Source organism: Runella sp. (assembly GCF_965279615.1).
GTDB lineage: Bacteria > Bacteroidota > Bacteroidia > Cytophagales > Spirosomataceae > Runella.
Map to the genome: position 1 here is coordinate 3,267,407 of NZ_OZ257252.1, position 15,339 is coordinate 3,282,745.

Sequence of the window (15,339 nt, forward strand, 5' to 3'; positions counted from 1 at the left end):
TGAAAAAAATTATTTTACCCAAACGGCGTTGCACTTGCCGCACCGTTTTTGCCGCGCCAACATGTCCCAAGATTTATTGAGAAACTGAATTTTATCATCACATTTTGGGCATTTCCAGTTGTTAGCAAAATAGAGACGGGGTTGTTCTAATTTTTCATCTAACTTTAAAAATTTTGACCCTAACGTCGGGATAAGACTTATAAGACCACAACCGGAGATAATCGTTATAATGGCAGGCCCGCCAAGCAAGAACGTCAGGCCCGCTAACGTTGGCGCAGTAAGGACACCTGCCATTCTTAGCTTATCATTCATTTTTTTGATTGCGCTCTGGATATGAACTTCATTTGACTTAAAGGTTAAGTACTGCTCATACAATTCTTTCATTTTCTCAAATTCTTCCGTAAAGTCATCTTTGTCTTTTTCTTTCTCCATCAGCCCCACCATTACCAAAAGTTGTTTCAAAAGATAAGAATGAGTAGCAAACACTATTTCATCTTCAGCCGAAACAAATTTTCGTTTTATTCTATCTTTGTTTACATAGGTTCCGTGCTTACTGTCCAAGTCTTCCAAGAGATAGGTATTGGGGCTGCAAACCGTCAAAATAGCATGACGACGACCGATATTTCCAGGCGACAGCACAATCGTATTCTCTTCCGCACGCCCAATCGTTATTTGTTGAAGTTCAGGTAAGGGTTTTTCTTCGTTCATATTTCCAACCAATTGTGTGTATCAATCTATATTTTTCAAAAATACACAACAATCCCTAACTCAAACATACTGCTCTGATACAAAATAAGGATTTCAGATACGTCTTTAAAGTAACCTTCCTTCTATATACGTCACTCATACATCGAAGAGAGAGGCTACTTATAGCCCCTCTCTTCGGCCAACTTTATTTCACATTGATCGGGACAAACTTATACCTGTAAATGTTATTCTCGAGGCCGTACCCTATATCGCTATAATTTCCCAGTGCCCACAACATATTATCACTTTTGGCGACAAAAACAGAGAGCGGACCACAATATACGGACTTGACATCGTCCAACACCTTATTCAAGACGCCTCTTTGAGATGTTTGTACACCAAGCAAGCCCAGAGAGTTATTACCGACAGACCATAACGTTTTATCATTTTTCAGAATATACATGAATTGATATCCGTTGGCAACACTTTGAACATCATCCAATAACTTAGTATAGCCATTGGATTTAGTTAGAGTTCCCAAGCCTATCTGCCCGGCCTCATTACTGCCCTCCACCCATAGAGAATTGTCATTCTTTATTATCATAGTACAGAAATCACCTACATTCATTGATTTTACATTATCCATGATTTTTACAAACCCTGATGCTCTCCATAACGAATTGTCCGTTTTCAGAATCACTACATTTGTCCAATTCGCAGCTATGTCTTTCACTCCATCCATGATCTTTACAGGAACGTTACCGGCGATGGATTTGCCATTGTCAAACGTCTGTCCGAATGCCCACAAAGAATTGTCAGTCTTAACAATATAGCTACTGACACTGGTGACTGCCAATAGCTTAGCATCTTTCATGATCTGAACGGCCGGAAAAACAGGCGTTGCATTGGAGACTCCATTGCCGATCTGTCCCCATTCATTTCTCCCGAAAGCCCAAACAGTATTGTCATTTTTAAGAATGAGCATATGGGAACTCTGGTCACCTTTCGCTATGTCTTTTACGCCGTCCATGATTTTCATAAAATACCCTTTTGTATCTACCGCGGTATTTCCAACTCCAAATACCCCATCACTGCTTCTTCCGCAAGCCCACAATGTACCATCCGTTTTTAAGAGATAAGAAAAGTATCTGCCCGAGGTAATTGTTTTAACATCAACCCCTTCCTGCACAATAGGGATGGGTTTCGAATTTCTGCTGTCATTTTGTTGTCCGAAAACAGCCGATTTTGCCATCTCAGGATTATTGGTAATGGCAACATCCGTGATACAATTACTCAGAAAAGGCTCTGTACTGACGCCGGCAGCGCGGCAGGTAGCTTCAGCTTTTATTTTTTGCTCTGCGGTCAATGTTTGTAAACTACGTGGAAAATCTTTCTCCGTGTACGAATCGGTGGTTTTACCGGCATCATAATAAAAAAGAGAATTTGATTGTGCAATGCGCCAGCTATCGGCGTAATTGGAATGAAGCTTGTTGAAATCCAAACTGCCATTGATCAGAATGTTCTCTCCGTTCCGAATCTGAATATCATTGTTTTTATTACCGTCATAATTTCCCAACAAGCCAATGACTTTGCTTTTACGGTTTTCAGTCAGATACAAATAGTAGTCCAGATAATCAGTACCTTGAATGATTACCTTTATTAAGTCGCCGTTTTTATTAGTAATGTTTATTACATCACGCCCATTATCCTTCGTTTTTTTAATGGAAGCGCCATCTTTAAGCGGTAATGCTGTAAGAGTATTAAGATCCTGTACCTGTTTATTAACAAACAGGCGATTAGGTTTCACCGTCACACAAACCACATCCGTTCCGGTCTGAACGGCAAGGCCGGTGTTCATCGTAACACGTCCGGTCTTGTAAACATCTTCCTGACGTACCTGAATCTCAAAGTTATCGGTGGTTGATTTAGTCGCTATATACTCTCCATGACTTTGGAAATCAAAGCCTGTACCGTCATGTGTCATTAGGTGCGGGTCGGCTGTACTGTGGGCGGGATTTTTTTTGGAATTAGAATCGTCACATCCGCAATCGTAGAAATCGGCCTCTGTTGCAATCAGTTGAGTAGCACAATTAATAACGGCTGTAGTTAATTTTAACGGATTTTTGACGCACTCATAGGCCACCTGGTATCCATTCCCGGCACTTTTAGAAAGACACGCCCCGGTAGGTCCTAAATACCGGTCAGTAATATCATCTTTTGTAAAAGCTTCGTATAGCCCGGTTATTGCACTATAGCAATTCAACAATGTTCCTACGCCTACAGGGATCGCAGCCAAACCACCTGTAACAGCAATTTCCGTTATGCCTAAAACACAACCAAATGTATTGGCCGCTACGCCCGCGGCAGCTACTGCCCTTGCCGTGTTGTCATTACATATACCATTAACTGCGCCGACTTTTCCACTTTTGTATTTATTGTAAGCATCAATATTTTGGAAAAACTCAGCACTCAATGCGAAATCAACTGACTCCTTTATTATCTTGTTATCAGCTTTGGTTTTGATAGTTACTTCTACATTTTTCTTACTCCTGTTGTAGTTTTTCAATTCTACTACATAGCCTTTACTCGTCTCATACTGACTAGGGTACCCGTTGTCGTACAACATTTCTACCCACCCTTTGGTATTTGGGTTATAGATGATGGTTTTGGTTACATCTTTAAGATAACCATTGGTATCTTTATGGCCGTACACAAGCACATCCACTTTAAAAGAAGGAACTCGTTGAATTATTCCTAATTCAAGGGCAGGGTCAGTTATAAAAAAACGAATATTACCTTCAACGGGACGAGGGTCCTCCAAGGACTTTTGAAGTTCAGTAAGTGCGGGGTTGATTGTGGAGTCAGAGTCTTTTTTACAGCCCAATAGTACTCCAAGGCTGAAACACATCATTAAAACTAAACGATAAAAATATGTTTTCATGGTTATAAAAATTTGATTCCGGTGATTGATTGTATTCTATTTTTCATGCTGTTATTTTGCGGTGATCATATGAGAGCGTTCATTCTTCACTCTCAAAGGCTTTCCGTCTCTGTTTTTGCCTGCGTAGCTTCCTGCTGTGCCGGTTTGATTCCGGTCGGGGATTTTGATGCTTATCATTGTTGTAGTTTTTAATTATTTTTTGGTTTCATTTCTTAATCCGATGAAGACCAAAAAGGTAAGTGCCTTTCTTAAAAAAAAATTATTACAACTCGCCATATCTCCACATTCAATTGATTTTCAATTATTTGTATAATTAAAAAGGGTCATATTTCAACTTAGCGGAAGGGTTGCCCAAGATTAAAATCGAAGGTATTCAACCTGCTAAAGTCATCAGCGCAATGGCAAATAAAGAAGTAACTATTTGTTTTCAGGATATTCATACTCGCAACACACAATGATCAGGAAAGCACTATTACTAAACGCATTGATCGCCGTTACTCTCAGATCGGTTGTGTCGCAAAACCGAATTCCGGTGCTCCGGCACGATGTTCCCTTGGATTCTATTCGTCTGAGCGACCCGTTTATTCTGGCTGATAAAAAAACATCCACATACTACATGACAGGAACGGGAGGCATGTTGTGGAAAAGCAATGACCTGAAAAAATGGACAGGGCCTTTTGCCATAGCTCAGACAGATCCTGAATCCTGGATGGGAAAAAACCCAATGATCTGGGCCGCCGAACTGCATCATTACAAAGACAGGTATTACTATTTTGCCACCTTCACAAACCGGGGGGTGAAAATTGATACGGTCGGCACGAATGTCATCGAACGCCGTGCTTCTCATGTTTTGGTCAGCGATAAAGCCGAAGGGCCCTATGTTCCTATGAAAGACCCAACCTATCTTCCTGCCGACAAGCCTACCTTAGACGGCACCTTTTGGGTGGATAAAGATGGAAAGCCTTATATGGTTTATTGCTACGAATGGCTGCAAAATCTGAATGGAACCATTGAAAAAATAGAGCTAAAGCCCGATCTAAGCGGCTCAATCGGTGAAGGTAAACTGCTTTTTCGGGCCAGCGAAAGTCCTTGGAGTCGTGAGAAGGCGAATGATAAAATTGTTCCCAATAAAGTGACGGATGGGCCCTATTTGTTCTTTACCGGCACAGGCAGGCTTGGCATGCTGTGGACCAGTTGGATCTATGATGTTTATGCACAAGGCGTTGCCTATTCAAAAAGCGGAACATTGGATGGTCCCTGGATACAGGAAGATGCCCCCATAACGCCCCCGAATTATGGACATGGCATGCTGTTTTCTACACTGACCGGCAAATGGTTAATGTCAGTTCACAGTCATAAAAGCAGCAATGGGCGTACCATACGTGTTCCTCATTTATTTGAAGTGGACTTTTCGGGGCACAAGTTAGTGGTCGGTAAGCCTTATATTCCTTAAGAAATTTATCAGAACTTTAACAATCAATCCTTTACCTTTTCAAAAAGAAAGCGCCATCTGATACCTTTCGTTGATATATTTCTCCAAAGATGTTACTGCGGTTTCAAAATTTTGAGGTTTTTTCAAATGACTGTACGGCGGGGCTTCTACTCCTGTTCCTGTAAAGTAAGGCTGCAAAATCGCTCTATGCTTTTGGATGTAAGCGCCCATCGTTGTTGGGTTGAAGTGGTTGTGAATGAAATCCTTCACTGCTGATTTGTAATACCCAAAATAGTCGGGATCATCTATAATATACTTTATTAAAGGCCACTGATCGGTCATTTCTTTCATATCCATACTCAGGGCAAACCTAGAATTGTTTGAGCCACCGCGCAACTGAAAAGAAAGGTTCAGGTCATAAGGAATCCAATGAAAGACCCCATCGGTATTGGCTAAAAAATAATTGTGCGCAATGACCCCGTAAGAATCCCAATTCCCAACGGTATTGTTTACGGCTAAATACCTCAAAAACTGATTTACATCAAATATAGCCTCCAATTCTTTCTTCCATTGTGCGTTGTCACTTACCCGCAATGGGCTGTTGAGGACAGTGATCAACTGTTTTATATCCGTATAATCGGCCAATGTTTGATTGTTCTGTTTTTCAAATCGGTTGATTAAAAATGCCTTCATGTCAGACTCCGGCTTGTATACATTACCTACTTTTTTACCGCTTTGCACCTCTACCATGTGTTCTTCAACCGTCTCAATAGCCTGATAAATGCCGCAATATTTCGAGCCTTGTCCAAAATCAATAAAAACTTTGTAGTAGGCTACTTTACAGGCCATTACGCCGTTGTCTCGAAAAAGTTTGGTTAACAGTTTTTCTTTCAGGAAAGAATCATCGCCGTAGCTTGGCGCAAACGACAACTCTTGAAAACCATAAAAACGCTGATTCTTAATCTCCGGGTGTTGGTCTTCAAATTCATCAAATTTTAACTTAAAAGGCAATTTATAAATACCACTCTGCCAAGATCCATTGAGTGACGCATTCCCTTTTAACCGAAAACCAACATTACTCCAGGTATTTTCGCCCTGTTTTATTTCAGCCTGCACAAAAATCGGATCGCCAAATACAAAATCTAAGCTCGACCCGGCCGGCGGAGTTACTCCCGGTATGGCAGTATTGCTCCCAAACTTTCGAGCCGTACGCCATTCCATATCATTTTGAATTTTGCCCCAATTTTCCTGCCCTACCTTGATGTTTATAATCCTGACCTCCTCCTCCGGAAAGACCCAAGAATAATCCGGGATTTTGCTAAATTTTATGGGGTAGATGTCCGAATTGTTTTTACAACCGGTTACAATTACAAGCAGCAGAAAAAGGAGATATCTGAGATTCATATTAACGTGTCGTGCTATTTTAAAGCAACGATTTTGGTAAATTTACCCCAATGTAAACTCACTTCCAAGGCCGGTTCCGATGCTTTCTTTTAAGTTTAAAATTCTCTATTACTGTAATTTCCACAAAAAAGCCTCAAATCACAGATTCAAGGCTTTTTGCATTATTCAACCCACCAATATACATACTGTTTAACGTGTTAAAAGCCCGGCATCCAACACAAATTGTGAACCGGTGATAAATCGGGCTTTTTCTGAGACTAAAAAGAGTACCGCATCCGCTACGTCCTGCGGCTCGATCCAAGGGACAGGCAAAAGATTACCCGCAGATTTGACGGCAATTTCTTCAACGGTTTCACCTTCCAGAAAAGCCAGCCCATCATTCATTGGTGTATTAACACCTGTTGGGTGAATGGAAACTACTCGGATATTGTGCGGTGCAAGTTCAATGGCCCACGATTTTGTCAGCCCTACCAAGCCCCATTTTGAGGCGGCATAATGGCTCAGACGATTCATCCCGCGCAATCCCGCAATGGAAGAATTGTTGATAATAACGCCTGAATGTTGTTTTATCATTTGCGGAATGATGTATTTGGCCGCCAACCATGCTCCTTTCAGGTTAATGTCAAGCATAAAATCCCACGCCTCTTCGGTCAGTTCGTGCGCCAATCCGTAGGCGCAAATGCCCGCGTTATTGAAAAGAATGTCAATGGTTTCAAAGATTGTAAGTGCCGCCGCCACGGCGTCTTTTACATCTTCACTCCGGCGCACATCGCCCTGAAAAATAACCGATTGAACGCCCAATGCTGTCAATTCTTCCTGCAATGATTCCAATTCGTTTTTTGAGGCTAATTCATAACCCGGATACGGAAGTTGTTTGGCAATATCAAACGCCACAATATGAACCCCTTCTTTGGCCAATGCCAACGCGGTGGCCCGTCCTTGGCCATGTGCTGCTCCCGTAATGAAAGCCACTTTATTTTTTAATGACATATTTATTAACGGTTAATGTGAGGTTTGGGTAAGGGGTAAATAAGGGGATAAATATTCATCAATTTCTACTTCGAGTGCATTGTTAAAAACGTTGGTAGCAACCATCTGTCCCGCAAAAGCTACCAAAAGAATGACCTGTGGTGTTGAGTATCTTTGACGAATTGCTTCATATAGATCATCGGGCACGCGCCCTTGATGTTGCGCTATTTGACTGCCAAACTCCAACAATAATTCTTCTTCCTCGCTCAACTGAAGCCGGTCGGGCGATTCTCCGTTCTCAATGATTATTTTTCGAAAAAATGTAGAGCAAAGCGGGCAATTTGACCCCTGCGAAATTGAAAAAGAATAGAGATATGCCTGCCTGTTCCCCAAAAACTGTTTGATCTTTTCGTAAAGCGGATACCATTGCATATATACCTCAAAAGCCAACGGAGCATGTCCCAACGTGGCTTTCATGTTGGTGATCCGGCTGCCGGGGTAATCGGATACGTGTTTTTGAAATGCTTCTTTGATGTCAAACGGGGCCTCTTCCACCACTAACGGTTTGATTCTTGCCATAACGTAAACAGAATTAAGTAATTAGTCATTCGAGTAAATCCATTGGATGAATCGAAAGTAAGTATTTTGCCAAAATCTACTGTTATACCAACCCGGGAAATATTTCAGCATAGCAGTAAAGAGTACCAAGATTCATCTGTTGTTAAAAACATTAAGTTGAACAAAGTCTAAATATTCTAAATGTTTCTTCAAAATCACTTTAAATTATTCACTTGAAGTTTGACCCCGGATGGGGCGGACGGCCGCTGTCGTCACATGTTTGTAGCAATGAAGCTTTTTCTACAAACGTCTGACCCCATCCGGGGTCAAACTTCAAGTGAATAATTTAGAGTAGCTACATATTCCGTAATACTCAATGCTTAACATTGAACAGGAATGCTTTGCTGTCTGCCAACGTAAACCTGCCGATCTGAATGGTAAATATTTTTGAGACTTTGCAGGATATAATCAACGTCAGCCGGCGTGTTGAATTTACTGAATGAAAAACGCACATTTTCCAGTTCAAGATTACTTTGCAGGGCCGTCAGCACGTGTGAATGGGAATGGTTAAGGTTTGAGCAGGCACTACCACCCGACACGGCAATCCCATATAGGTTCAATTGACTGACCAACGACTCCGCCGAATGTACATTGGGAAATGCAACATTGAGAATGTTGTACAAACTTTTGTCATTGGAGTCACTTTCTCCGTTAAATCTCACTTCTCCGGAAACAGCACTCGTCAAACGAGACAGAAGTCGATTTTTGATGAGTGTGATATGTTTTTGATTGACCTTCAGGTCGCGGTAGGCTATTTCCAACGCTTTAGCGAGTCCAACGATGCCCACTGTATTTTCCGTTCCCGGGCGAACACCTTTTTCCTGACCACCGCCATACACCAAAGATTTAAATCCGTGAGTTTCTCGAATATAGGTAAAACCAACGCCTTTGGGGCCGTGAAATTTATGGGCCGACCCAACTACAAAATCCACCGGAAGGGTTTGCAGATCAAACGGTATCTTTCCAATGGTTTGGGTGGTATCAGAAAGAAAAAGTGCCTTAAACGCCTGACACAATGCTCCGATGTGGTGAAGGTCATTCAGATTTCCAATTTCGTTGTTGGCGTGCATCAGGCTAACCAAACCCTTCAAAGGAAAACGCAAAAGTCGTTCCAAATGGTTGAAATCTATATTTCCCTTTTCATCCAAATTTACCAGACTTACCGTCAGTTTATTCGATTTTCCCAGTTGCGTCAACGTCTCTAAAATGGCTTTATGTTCAATTGGGCTGGTTATAATATGCTGAATACCATAAGATTCTATCACGCCCGAAAGCGTAATATTGAGTGCTTCGGTCGCTCCGGAAGTAAAGAAAATCTGACTTGGCTCGGTATTTAAATGCAGGGCGACAGATTCCCGTGCTTTATAGATAGCTTCGCGAACGGCCTGCCCGTAAAAATGTCCCGATGAAGGATTTCCGTAATAACGGGTTAAAAAAGGCATCATGGCCTCCAATACATCACGGTCGATGGCAGTGGTTGCGGCGTTGTCGCAGTATACGTTCATGGGCAGTCAATGTTAGACTTTCACTACCGATGAAAACAAAACATCACTTTCGTCTTCAACGGCAGGAAAAGGCATTTTCTGATGGTTGGAATTTTAGCTTGTTGATGTAGATAATGGCAGGAACAAACGCCTGTTGGCAGCTTCTGCAAAATCCAAAAATGATTGATTGTTACGGCCCAATGCCGTAACAATCAATTAATAAAATGAAACGTCTTTTGAAAAGGAATGCAAACCCCTTTTTTGTCATTACAGAGTTGTCCACGAATCGTCCCCGTGACATCGTAATTGATCTCTTCAATTCTGACTTTGGATCGAAATTCAGCTTTTTGCGTAAAATACGTTATCTGTGTTCCCCACGTTTTATCCACTTTTTTCAGGGGAGAAACCGCAGTGATCGCTTTGGTGACGGCAAACGAACCGTTTTCGGCAAATTCAAATGCCGTAGGTTGCGGCCCGATGTCCGCCTTAAAATCAGAAGAATAAAGCGACCAACCTTTTTCAATCTCCGCCAGAAAAATAATCTCAACCTCTTCTCCCTGATTGAATTGTTCATTGGCAAACTTGAATTGCCAATGGGTCACTTTATTGATATCCACTTCCTGTTGCGCGTTTGCAAACCAACAAATTGCGCACAGCAATAGCATTGTAGTGAGAATTTTCATAACATTAATCTATTGAAAATGAATAAAATACAAAACCAAAATTGGTAATTTCGAGGAGTCGCTTAACGAAAAAAAGTACCGTCGGGTCATTATGCCCGACGGTATCCCATCATTTCCCTGTTTTGGCAGCTTCATGTGCCGCATTGGCTACCAAATTGACATCTAACTGAAAATCATTTTCTATGGCTTTATCGCCCAGGTTTTCGAAGAAATTTGAGGAACGGAACTTGATATTGTACTTGGTACGATCCACCGCAATTTTTGCCTGAGCGGTCAGTCGTCCCTTGTCTGCTTTCACCACGGCCGGAAATTTCACCTCATTGGTAATTCCTTTTATGGTCAGTTTACCCGCAATTTCATAGTTATCGCCTCCTTTGGGCGTCACGGAAGTAATGGCAAAGTTGGCTTTGGGGAATTTGTCGACTGCAAAGAAATCATCGTTTTTCAAGTGCCCAACCAGTTTGGCGTTGTACTCCTTATCTGTCAGGTCCGTGACAGTCAGGCTTTTGACATCAATATCAAAATTTCCTGATTTCAGTTTATTATCCGACCACACAAGTGTACCACCGCTGACGGGCACTGTGCCGGAGTGCTCTCCCGTTACTTTTTTCCCCACCCACACCAATTTACTGTTTTGGGTATCGACCGTAAAGGTACTTTCGCCTTTTCCCGGCTTGGCTTGAACAAACCCTGTGGCAATGAGCATTGCAGTTGCGAATAATGTTGCTTTTTTCATGGTTAAAATACATTAAATGGTTGCCTGTTAATTAAAAATAGTTTATCTATAAATTATATATATTTAAAAAAATCAAAACAAACTTTTCTCAAATCTTCGGAAATACCGGCTTCTCCGGAAATTAAATAAAATCTATATCGCTCTGGGGCGGTACGTACTATGATCTGTGAAATTGAACTCAGATTTATCGTATGACTTAGGTTGGAGCACCTTGCCGGTGGTTGGCAGGTTGCCGGAAGTTCTCAGAGCCTACTCTCTCCCTTCACTCGTTATAAATCTTTTTTAGGTTTACCCGGCAATGGTGGTTATCTGCCCGAACGAATAGTAGTAAACCAAAATCTCTTTTTTCTCTACTGACTTAATTCCAATGCAAAGGAATGACGAAAAAATGGAATGTTCCAAACTTTTTCTTACTTTTTTTTGAAAATCGAATAAATTGGAAATTTCCTATAGTCTATTGGTTATTAGGATATTATACCATTGGAATGAAATAACTGCAACTTCAAATGGAGCGTTTTCTTTTTTTTCTGACTAAAAAGCCTCTTTTTAATACTATGCCTGTTTTAAATATAATATAAGTAAGTTTTTTTAATAAAAATCAATTAATATACTCAATCTATAGTCTAATTTATATCCTACAATTATACCTATTTTAGGGTATTTTATATTAAAAAAATTAAATTTTTTGCTTGCTATTTCAGAAATGACTCTCTAACATTGCAGCATCAAATAATACATACCTATATAAGTTTAGCTTATACGCATTTTCGTACCTGAAAATTAACGACAGGCACAACTACTGTCAGCCAATTTGTAAACCACCTGCAAAAAGTCTGAATTCGAGTGAATGCTTTTACGTAACACTAAGACGCTTGACACCTCGATTGTAAACCATTCGGCTATCTAATCTAAAAGAACTGATTACCGGCGCATCGTATGGACGATCAACCCTAAAATGTAATTGTCTAAGGCAAATCAAATTGTTTAGAACTATTTCAATGATAATATATAAATTCTATGGATTAAAAAATAAACCCAACAGTAACCGAACAAAAGAACTCACTGGCTAAGTTCTTCCAACTGAGAAGCATTGCAGAAGCAAACAAATACCATCAATTCACTTCATGAACTTTATTCCAACTCCAAAAGGCTTTTCAATATATGGAAAGGCTTCCAAAAATCAGCATCAAAATAAACCGTCATTAGTATGAAAATCAGACAATTACCTATCGTTATTCTTTTACTTTTTGGGACAGGTGTCTCAGCAATTGCCCAGTTAAAGGCGATTTCGGGAACTATAAAAGACAAAGAAGCGGGCGGGCCTTTGCCCGGCGTTTCGGTCATCATCAAAGGAACCACTACCGGGACCATCTCAGATCAGGAGGGAAAATTTAAACTCAATGCCTCAGAAAACGCAACCCTCATTTTTTCTTTTATTGGATATGCCTCCATTGAAAAACCTGTCGGGAATCAATCTACTTTTTCTATCGACCTTATTTCAGACACCAAGCATTTGGGTGAAGTTCGGGTAATTGGTTATGGAACCCAAACCAAAGCGGAATTTACGGGATCAGCCGTGCGGGTAGCCGGAGACGTCATCAAAGAACAACCCGTTCAGAGTTTTGACCAAGCCTTGCAGGGAAGAGCCGCCGGGGTAAACATTGCGCAACCCAACGGCGTACTCAACAATCCTCCGGTCATTCGAATCAGAGGCGTAAATTCTATCTCGCTGAGTTCGTATCCGTTGGTGGTTGTGGATGGAATACCCATCAATACGGGCAATGTATCCACCAGTACCGCCGTACCCAACAACCCATTAGGCGACATCAACCCTGCTGATATTGAGTCTATTGATGTATTGAAAGACGCCGCATCTACTTCTATCTACGGTTCACGGGCGGCGGCCGGTGTGCTATTGATCACGACCAAACGCGGCAAAGCCGGCAAGCCACGCATTACCTACGAAACATGGGCGGGCGTTTCGGATGTAGTACGTTTGCCGGAGTTATTGAATGCCGAACAATTCATCGCCATCAAAAACGAGGCCGTATTGAACGCTAAAATTTTGGGTGGCAATGCCAACAATGACAAAGTAGCTTCGGCGCTGTTTTTTCCCAATTATGATGAAAACAAAAATCCGATCGATACGCGTTGGTACGATTATATCTATCGTACAGGAACTTCGCAAAATCATAACGTAAGCATTTCGGGCGGCACATCTACTACCTCCTATTATTTCTCGGCCAATTATACCAATCAAAGCGGTTTTTTAGTGGGCAATGAATTCAAAAGAAAGGCTGTTCGCTTCAATATTGATCAGGAAATCACAGATTGGCTGAAATTAAAAGGAAGTGTTTCTTACAACTCAAGCTACAACGAATCACCTTATGCGGGTTCACTGCCCAATTCCAACTTCTTCTTGGTAGGCGCGGCCCGTTTGGCGGTGGCACTTCCTCCCAACGTTCCGGCCTTTAATCCGGATGGCTCGTACAACGTCAATCCTGCCAGCCCCAATACCATCGGAATGGGAAATAATCAGGTAGTAAGTAACTGGGGAAACCCCGTGGCACTACTGCGCGAAAACCGCTACACTTCCGAAAATGACCGCATCATCGGTACGCTCTCGGCGGTGGCGAAGTTGTTGAAAAACCTGAATTTTACGAGTTCGTACTCCATTGACCGTCTGCGTACCGACAACGTCAGTTTTGACAGCGCCATTCAGGGAAACGGGTATTCCAGCAAAGGAAATGCGACCAACACCACAGCCCTGCGTGACAACTGGAACTGGACCAATACGCTATCGTACAACACAACTTTTGCCGCCAAACATTCCTTTTCAGCATTGGTAGGGTATGACATCCAGAAATTCACCAACACGGCTTGGGGCGCTTCCAGAACGCAAACATCGGATCCATTTTTTGAAAATTACCAAGGCAACTGGGGCGCGATTTCTGCCACCGGAAACGACATCAGCGAAAGAGCCTTTTTGTCGGTTTTCTCTCGCTTGAACTATGATTTGAATAAAAAATACTTCGTTACTATCAATTTCAGACGCGATGGCAACTCTGCGCTGGGAGCAGGGCGGAAGTTTGGAAACTTCGGAGGAGTATCTGCAGGTTGGTCTTTGTCGGAAGAAGAGTTTTATAAAGCCACGCCTCTTTCTGCCATTGTAAATAACGTAAAACTTCGGGCGAGTTGGGGGCGCGTAGGGAATGGTAACCTGAATGATGCGTATAGTTCATTGGAACTCTACAGCGGCTCTTTGTACGGCAGCGTACCTACGTGGGCCATTAATCAGGCAGGAAATCCGAATTTGGGTTGGGAAACCAGTAACCAAACCAACATAGGCCTCGAGTTGGGTTTTCTGAATGACCGCGTTCAATTGGAAGCCACTTACTTCAACAATGACGTGGATGGGTTGATCTTGAGCGCTCCGCAAGCCATTTCCAAAGGGATTCCGGGCAATGCCATTTTGGGCAACGTAGGCTCAATGTACAATCGCGGTATCGAATTGGGAATCACGGCCAACGTGTTACGCAAAGGAGATTTCTCTTGGAATACTTCACTGAATTTCACCAAGTTAAATAACAAAGTAACGGCGCTGGCCGATGGCAATACGGACATCGTGGGTTTTACGCACGTTTCGTACGAAACCACCAATATTACGCGGGTCGGTAATTCCGTCGGTAGTTTATACGGAGCTAAAACAGCAGGGGTGAATCCCGAAAACGGCCAACGGATCTTCATCAACGCCAAAGGAGAAAAAGTACAATACAGCCAAGTCGTGGCAGCAGGTCAAAGCCAATGGACGTATTTGGACGGAACAAAAGCACCTGCCATCACGGGCGCAGATTATTACCTCATTGGCAACGCGATTCCTACCTGGTACGGGGGTTTTGCCAATACGTTCAAATACAAAAACTTTGATCTGGGCATCAATTTCTCCTTTTCGGGCGGCAATTTGGTTATGAACGGAACACGCGCAACGCTGCTTGACCAACGCGCCTACAACAACTCTACCGAAATCCTGACCCGTTGGCAAAAACCCGGCGATATCACCGATATCCCACGCTTGGTCTACAACGACCAATTGTCGAGCGGTTCTTCTTTCCCGGTCTCTACCAATGCGGAAAAGGGCGATTTTGTTCGTTTGCAAAATGCTTCGCTTGGCTACCGGATTCCTGCTAATCCCATTTTCAGCAAGATCGGCCTCAGCACCGTTCGGGTGTATGCGCAGGGTTCCAATCTCTTTCTGTTGACGAAATACACGGGCACAGACCCCGAATCGTCGGTAAACGGAAACTCCAACACCACTCCCGGCGTAGAAAAAAATTCGGTTGGACAAGCCAGAACCTTCACGTTTGGCCTGAACGTCAGTTTTTAAG

The 15,339-nt window shown here is 42.3% G+C and carries 11 protein-coding genes and 1 riboswitch; of the genes, 2 read left to right on the forward strand and 9 right to left on the reverse strand.

Going from position 1 to position 15,339, the window contains the following annotated elements; all coding sequences use genetic code 11:
• Positions 1–9 precede the first annotated feature (9 nt).
• The 3 genes from ACQY73_RS13940 to ACQY73_RS13950 all read right to left on the reverse strand — a co-directional run bounded on the left by ACQY73_RS13940 (position 10) and on the right by ACQY73_RS13950 (position 3,805).
• Complete coding sequence (locus ACQY73_RS13940) at positions 10–708, reverse strand: FHA domain-containing protein (protein ID WP_428667053.1); 699 nt, start codon at positions 706–708, stop codon at positions 10–12.
• 184 nt (positions 709–892) lie between these two features.
• Positions 893–3,628, reverse strand: a complete 2,736-nt coding sequence (locus tag ACQY73_RS13945; RefSeq protein WP_428667055.1) for a VWD domain-containing protein — start codon at positions 3,626–3,628, stop codon at positions 893–895.
• Positions 3,629–3,679: 51 nt separating this feature from the next.
• Positions 3,680–3,805 (reverse strand): hypothetical protein, encoded by a 126-nt coding sequence (locus ACQY73_RS13950; protein ID WP_428667057.1) that lies wholly within the window; start codon positions 3,803–3,805, stop codon positions 3,680–3,682.
• Between the two features lie 277 nt (positions 3,806–4,082).
• On the opposite strand from ACQY73_RS13950, the gene ACQY73_RS13955 reads away from it, so the two are divergent.
• The gene (locus tag ACQY73_RS13955) at positions 4,083–5,081 is read left to right on the forward strand and encodes a glycoside hydrolase family 43 protein (RefSeq protein ID WP_428667059.1); all 999 of its coding nucleotides are present in this window, start codon (positions 4,083–4,085) and stop codon (positions 5,079–5,081) included.
• 39 nt (positions 5,082–5,120) lie between these two features.
• Here the strand turns inward: ACQY73_RS13955 and ACQY73_RS13960 are convergent, their stop codons facing one another.
• From ACQY73_RS13960 to ACQY73_RS13985, 6 genes are all read right to left on the reverse strand, one after another.
• Complete coding sequence (locus tag ACQY73_RS13960; RefSeq protein WP_428667061.1) at positions 5,121–6,281, reverse strand: CotH kinase family protein; 1,161 nt, start codon at positions 6,279–6,281, stop codon at positions 5,121–5,123.
• Between the two features lie 372 nt (positions 6,282–6,653).
• The gene (locus ACQY73_RS13965) at positions 6,654–7,454 is read right to left on the reverse strand and encodes a mycofactocin-coupled SDR family oxidoreductase (protein ID WP_428667063.1); all 801 of its coding nucleotides are present in this window, start codon (positions 7,452–7,454) and stop codon (positions 6,654–6,656) included.
• 12 nt (positions 7,455–7,466) lie between these two features.
• On the reverse strand, positions 7,467–8,012 hold the full coding sequence (locus tag ACQY73_RS13970; protein ID WP_428667065.1) for a carboxymuconolactone decarboxylase family protein: 546 nt from the start codon (positions 8,010–8,012) through the stop codon (positions 7,467–7,469).
• 359 nt (positions 8,013–8,371) lie between these two features.
• Positions 8,372–9,556 carry a cysteine desulfurase family protein gene (locus ACQY73_RS13975; RefSeq protein ID WP_428667067.1) on the reverse strand — a complete coding sequence of 395 codons (1,185 nt, stop codon included), beginning with the start codon at positions 9,554–9,556 and terminating at the stop codon, positions 8,372–8,374.
• A 191-nt stretch (positions 9,557–9,747) separates the two neighbouring features.
• A complete protein-coding gene (locus tag ACQY73_RS13980) occupies positions 9,748–10,218 on the reverse strand; it encodes a protein-disulfide reductase DsbD domain-containing protein (RefSeq protein WP_428667069.1) in 471 nt (156 codons plus the stop codon).
• A gap of 109 nt (positions 10,219–10,327) precedes the next feature.
• Entirely contained in the window at positions 10,328–10,954 is a 627-nt protein-coding gene (locus tag ACQY73_RS13985; RefSeq protein WP_428667071.1) for a YceI family protein, read from the reverse strand.
• 181 nt (positions 10,955–11,135) lie between these two features.
• Positions 11,136–11,232, reverse strand: a riboswitch (SAM riboswitch).
• Positions 11,233–12,161: 929 nt separating this feature from the next.
• Between ACQY73_RS13985 and ACQY73_RS13990 the strand changes: the two genes are divergently transcribed.
• Positions 12,162–15,338, forward strand: a complete 3,177-nt coding sequence (locus ACQY73_RS13990) for a SusC/RagA family TonB-linked outer membrane protein (protein WP_428667073.1) — start codon at positions 12,162–12,164, stop codon at positions 15,336–15,338.
• Position 15,339 lies beyond the last annotated feature (1 nt).

Bases quoted from the DNA above. Each gene is read 5' to 3' on its own strand.
- ACQY73_RS13940 (WP_428667053.1), bottom strand. From the start codon at position 708: ATGAACGAAGAAAAACCCTTACCTGAACTTCAACAAATAACGATTGGG.
- ACQY73_RS13945 (WP_428667055.1), bottom strand. From the start codon at position 3,628: ATGAAAACATATTTTTATCGTTTAGTTTTAATGATGTGTTTCAGCCTT.
- ACQY73_RS13950 (WP_428667057.1), bottom strand. From the start codon at position 3,805: ATGATAAGCATCAAAATCCCCGACCGGAATCAAACCGGCACAGCAGGA.
- ACQY73_RS13955 (WP_428667059.1), top strand. From the start codon at position 4,083: ATGATCAGGAAAGCACTATTACTAAACGCATTGATCGCCGTTACTCTC.
- ACQY73_RS13960 (WP_428667061.1), bottom strand. From the start codon at position 6,281: ATGGAATGGCGTACGGCTCGAAAGTTTGGGAGCAATACTGCCATACCG.
- ACQY73_RS13965 (WP_428667063.1), bottom strand. From the start codon at position 7,454: ATGTCATTAAAAAATAAAGTGGCTTTCATTACGGGAGCAGCACATGGC.
- ACQY73_RS13970 (WP_428667065.1), bottom strand. From the start codon at position 8,012: ATGGCAAGAATCAAACCGTTAGTGGTGGAAGAGGCCCCGTTTGACATC.
- ACQY73_RS13975 (WP_428667067.1), bottom strand. From the start codon at position 9,556: ATGAACGTATACTGCGACAACGCCGCAACCACTGCCATCGACCGTGAT.
- ACQY73_RS13980 (WP_428667069.1), bottom strand. From the start codon at position 10,218: ATGAAAATTCTCACTACAATGCTATTGCTGTGCGCAATTTGTTGGTTT.
- ACQY73_RS13985 (WP_428667071.1), bottom strand. From the start codon at position 10,954: ATGAAAAAAGCAACATTATTCGCAACTGCAATGCTCATTGCCACAGGG.
- ACQY73_RS13990 (WP_428667073.1), top strand. From the start codon at position 12,162: ATGAAAATCAGACAATTACCTATCGTTATTCTTTTACTTTTTGGGACA.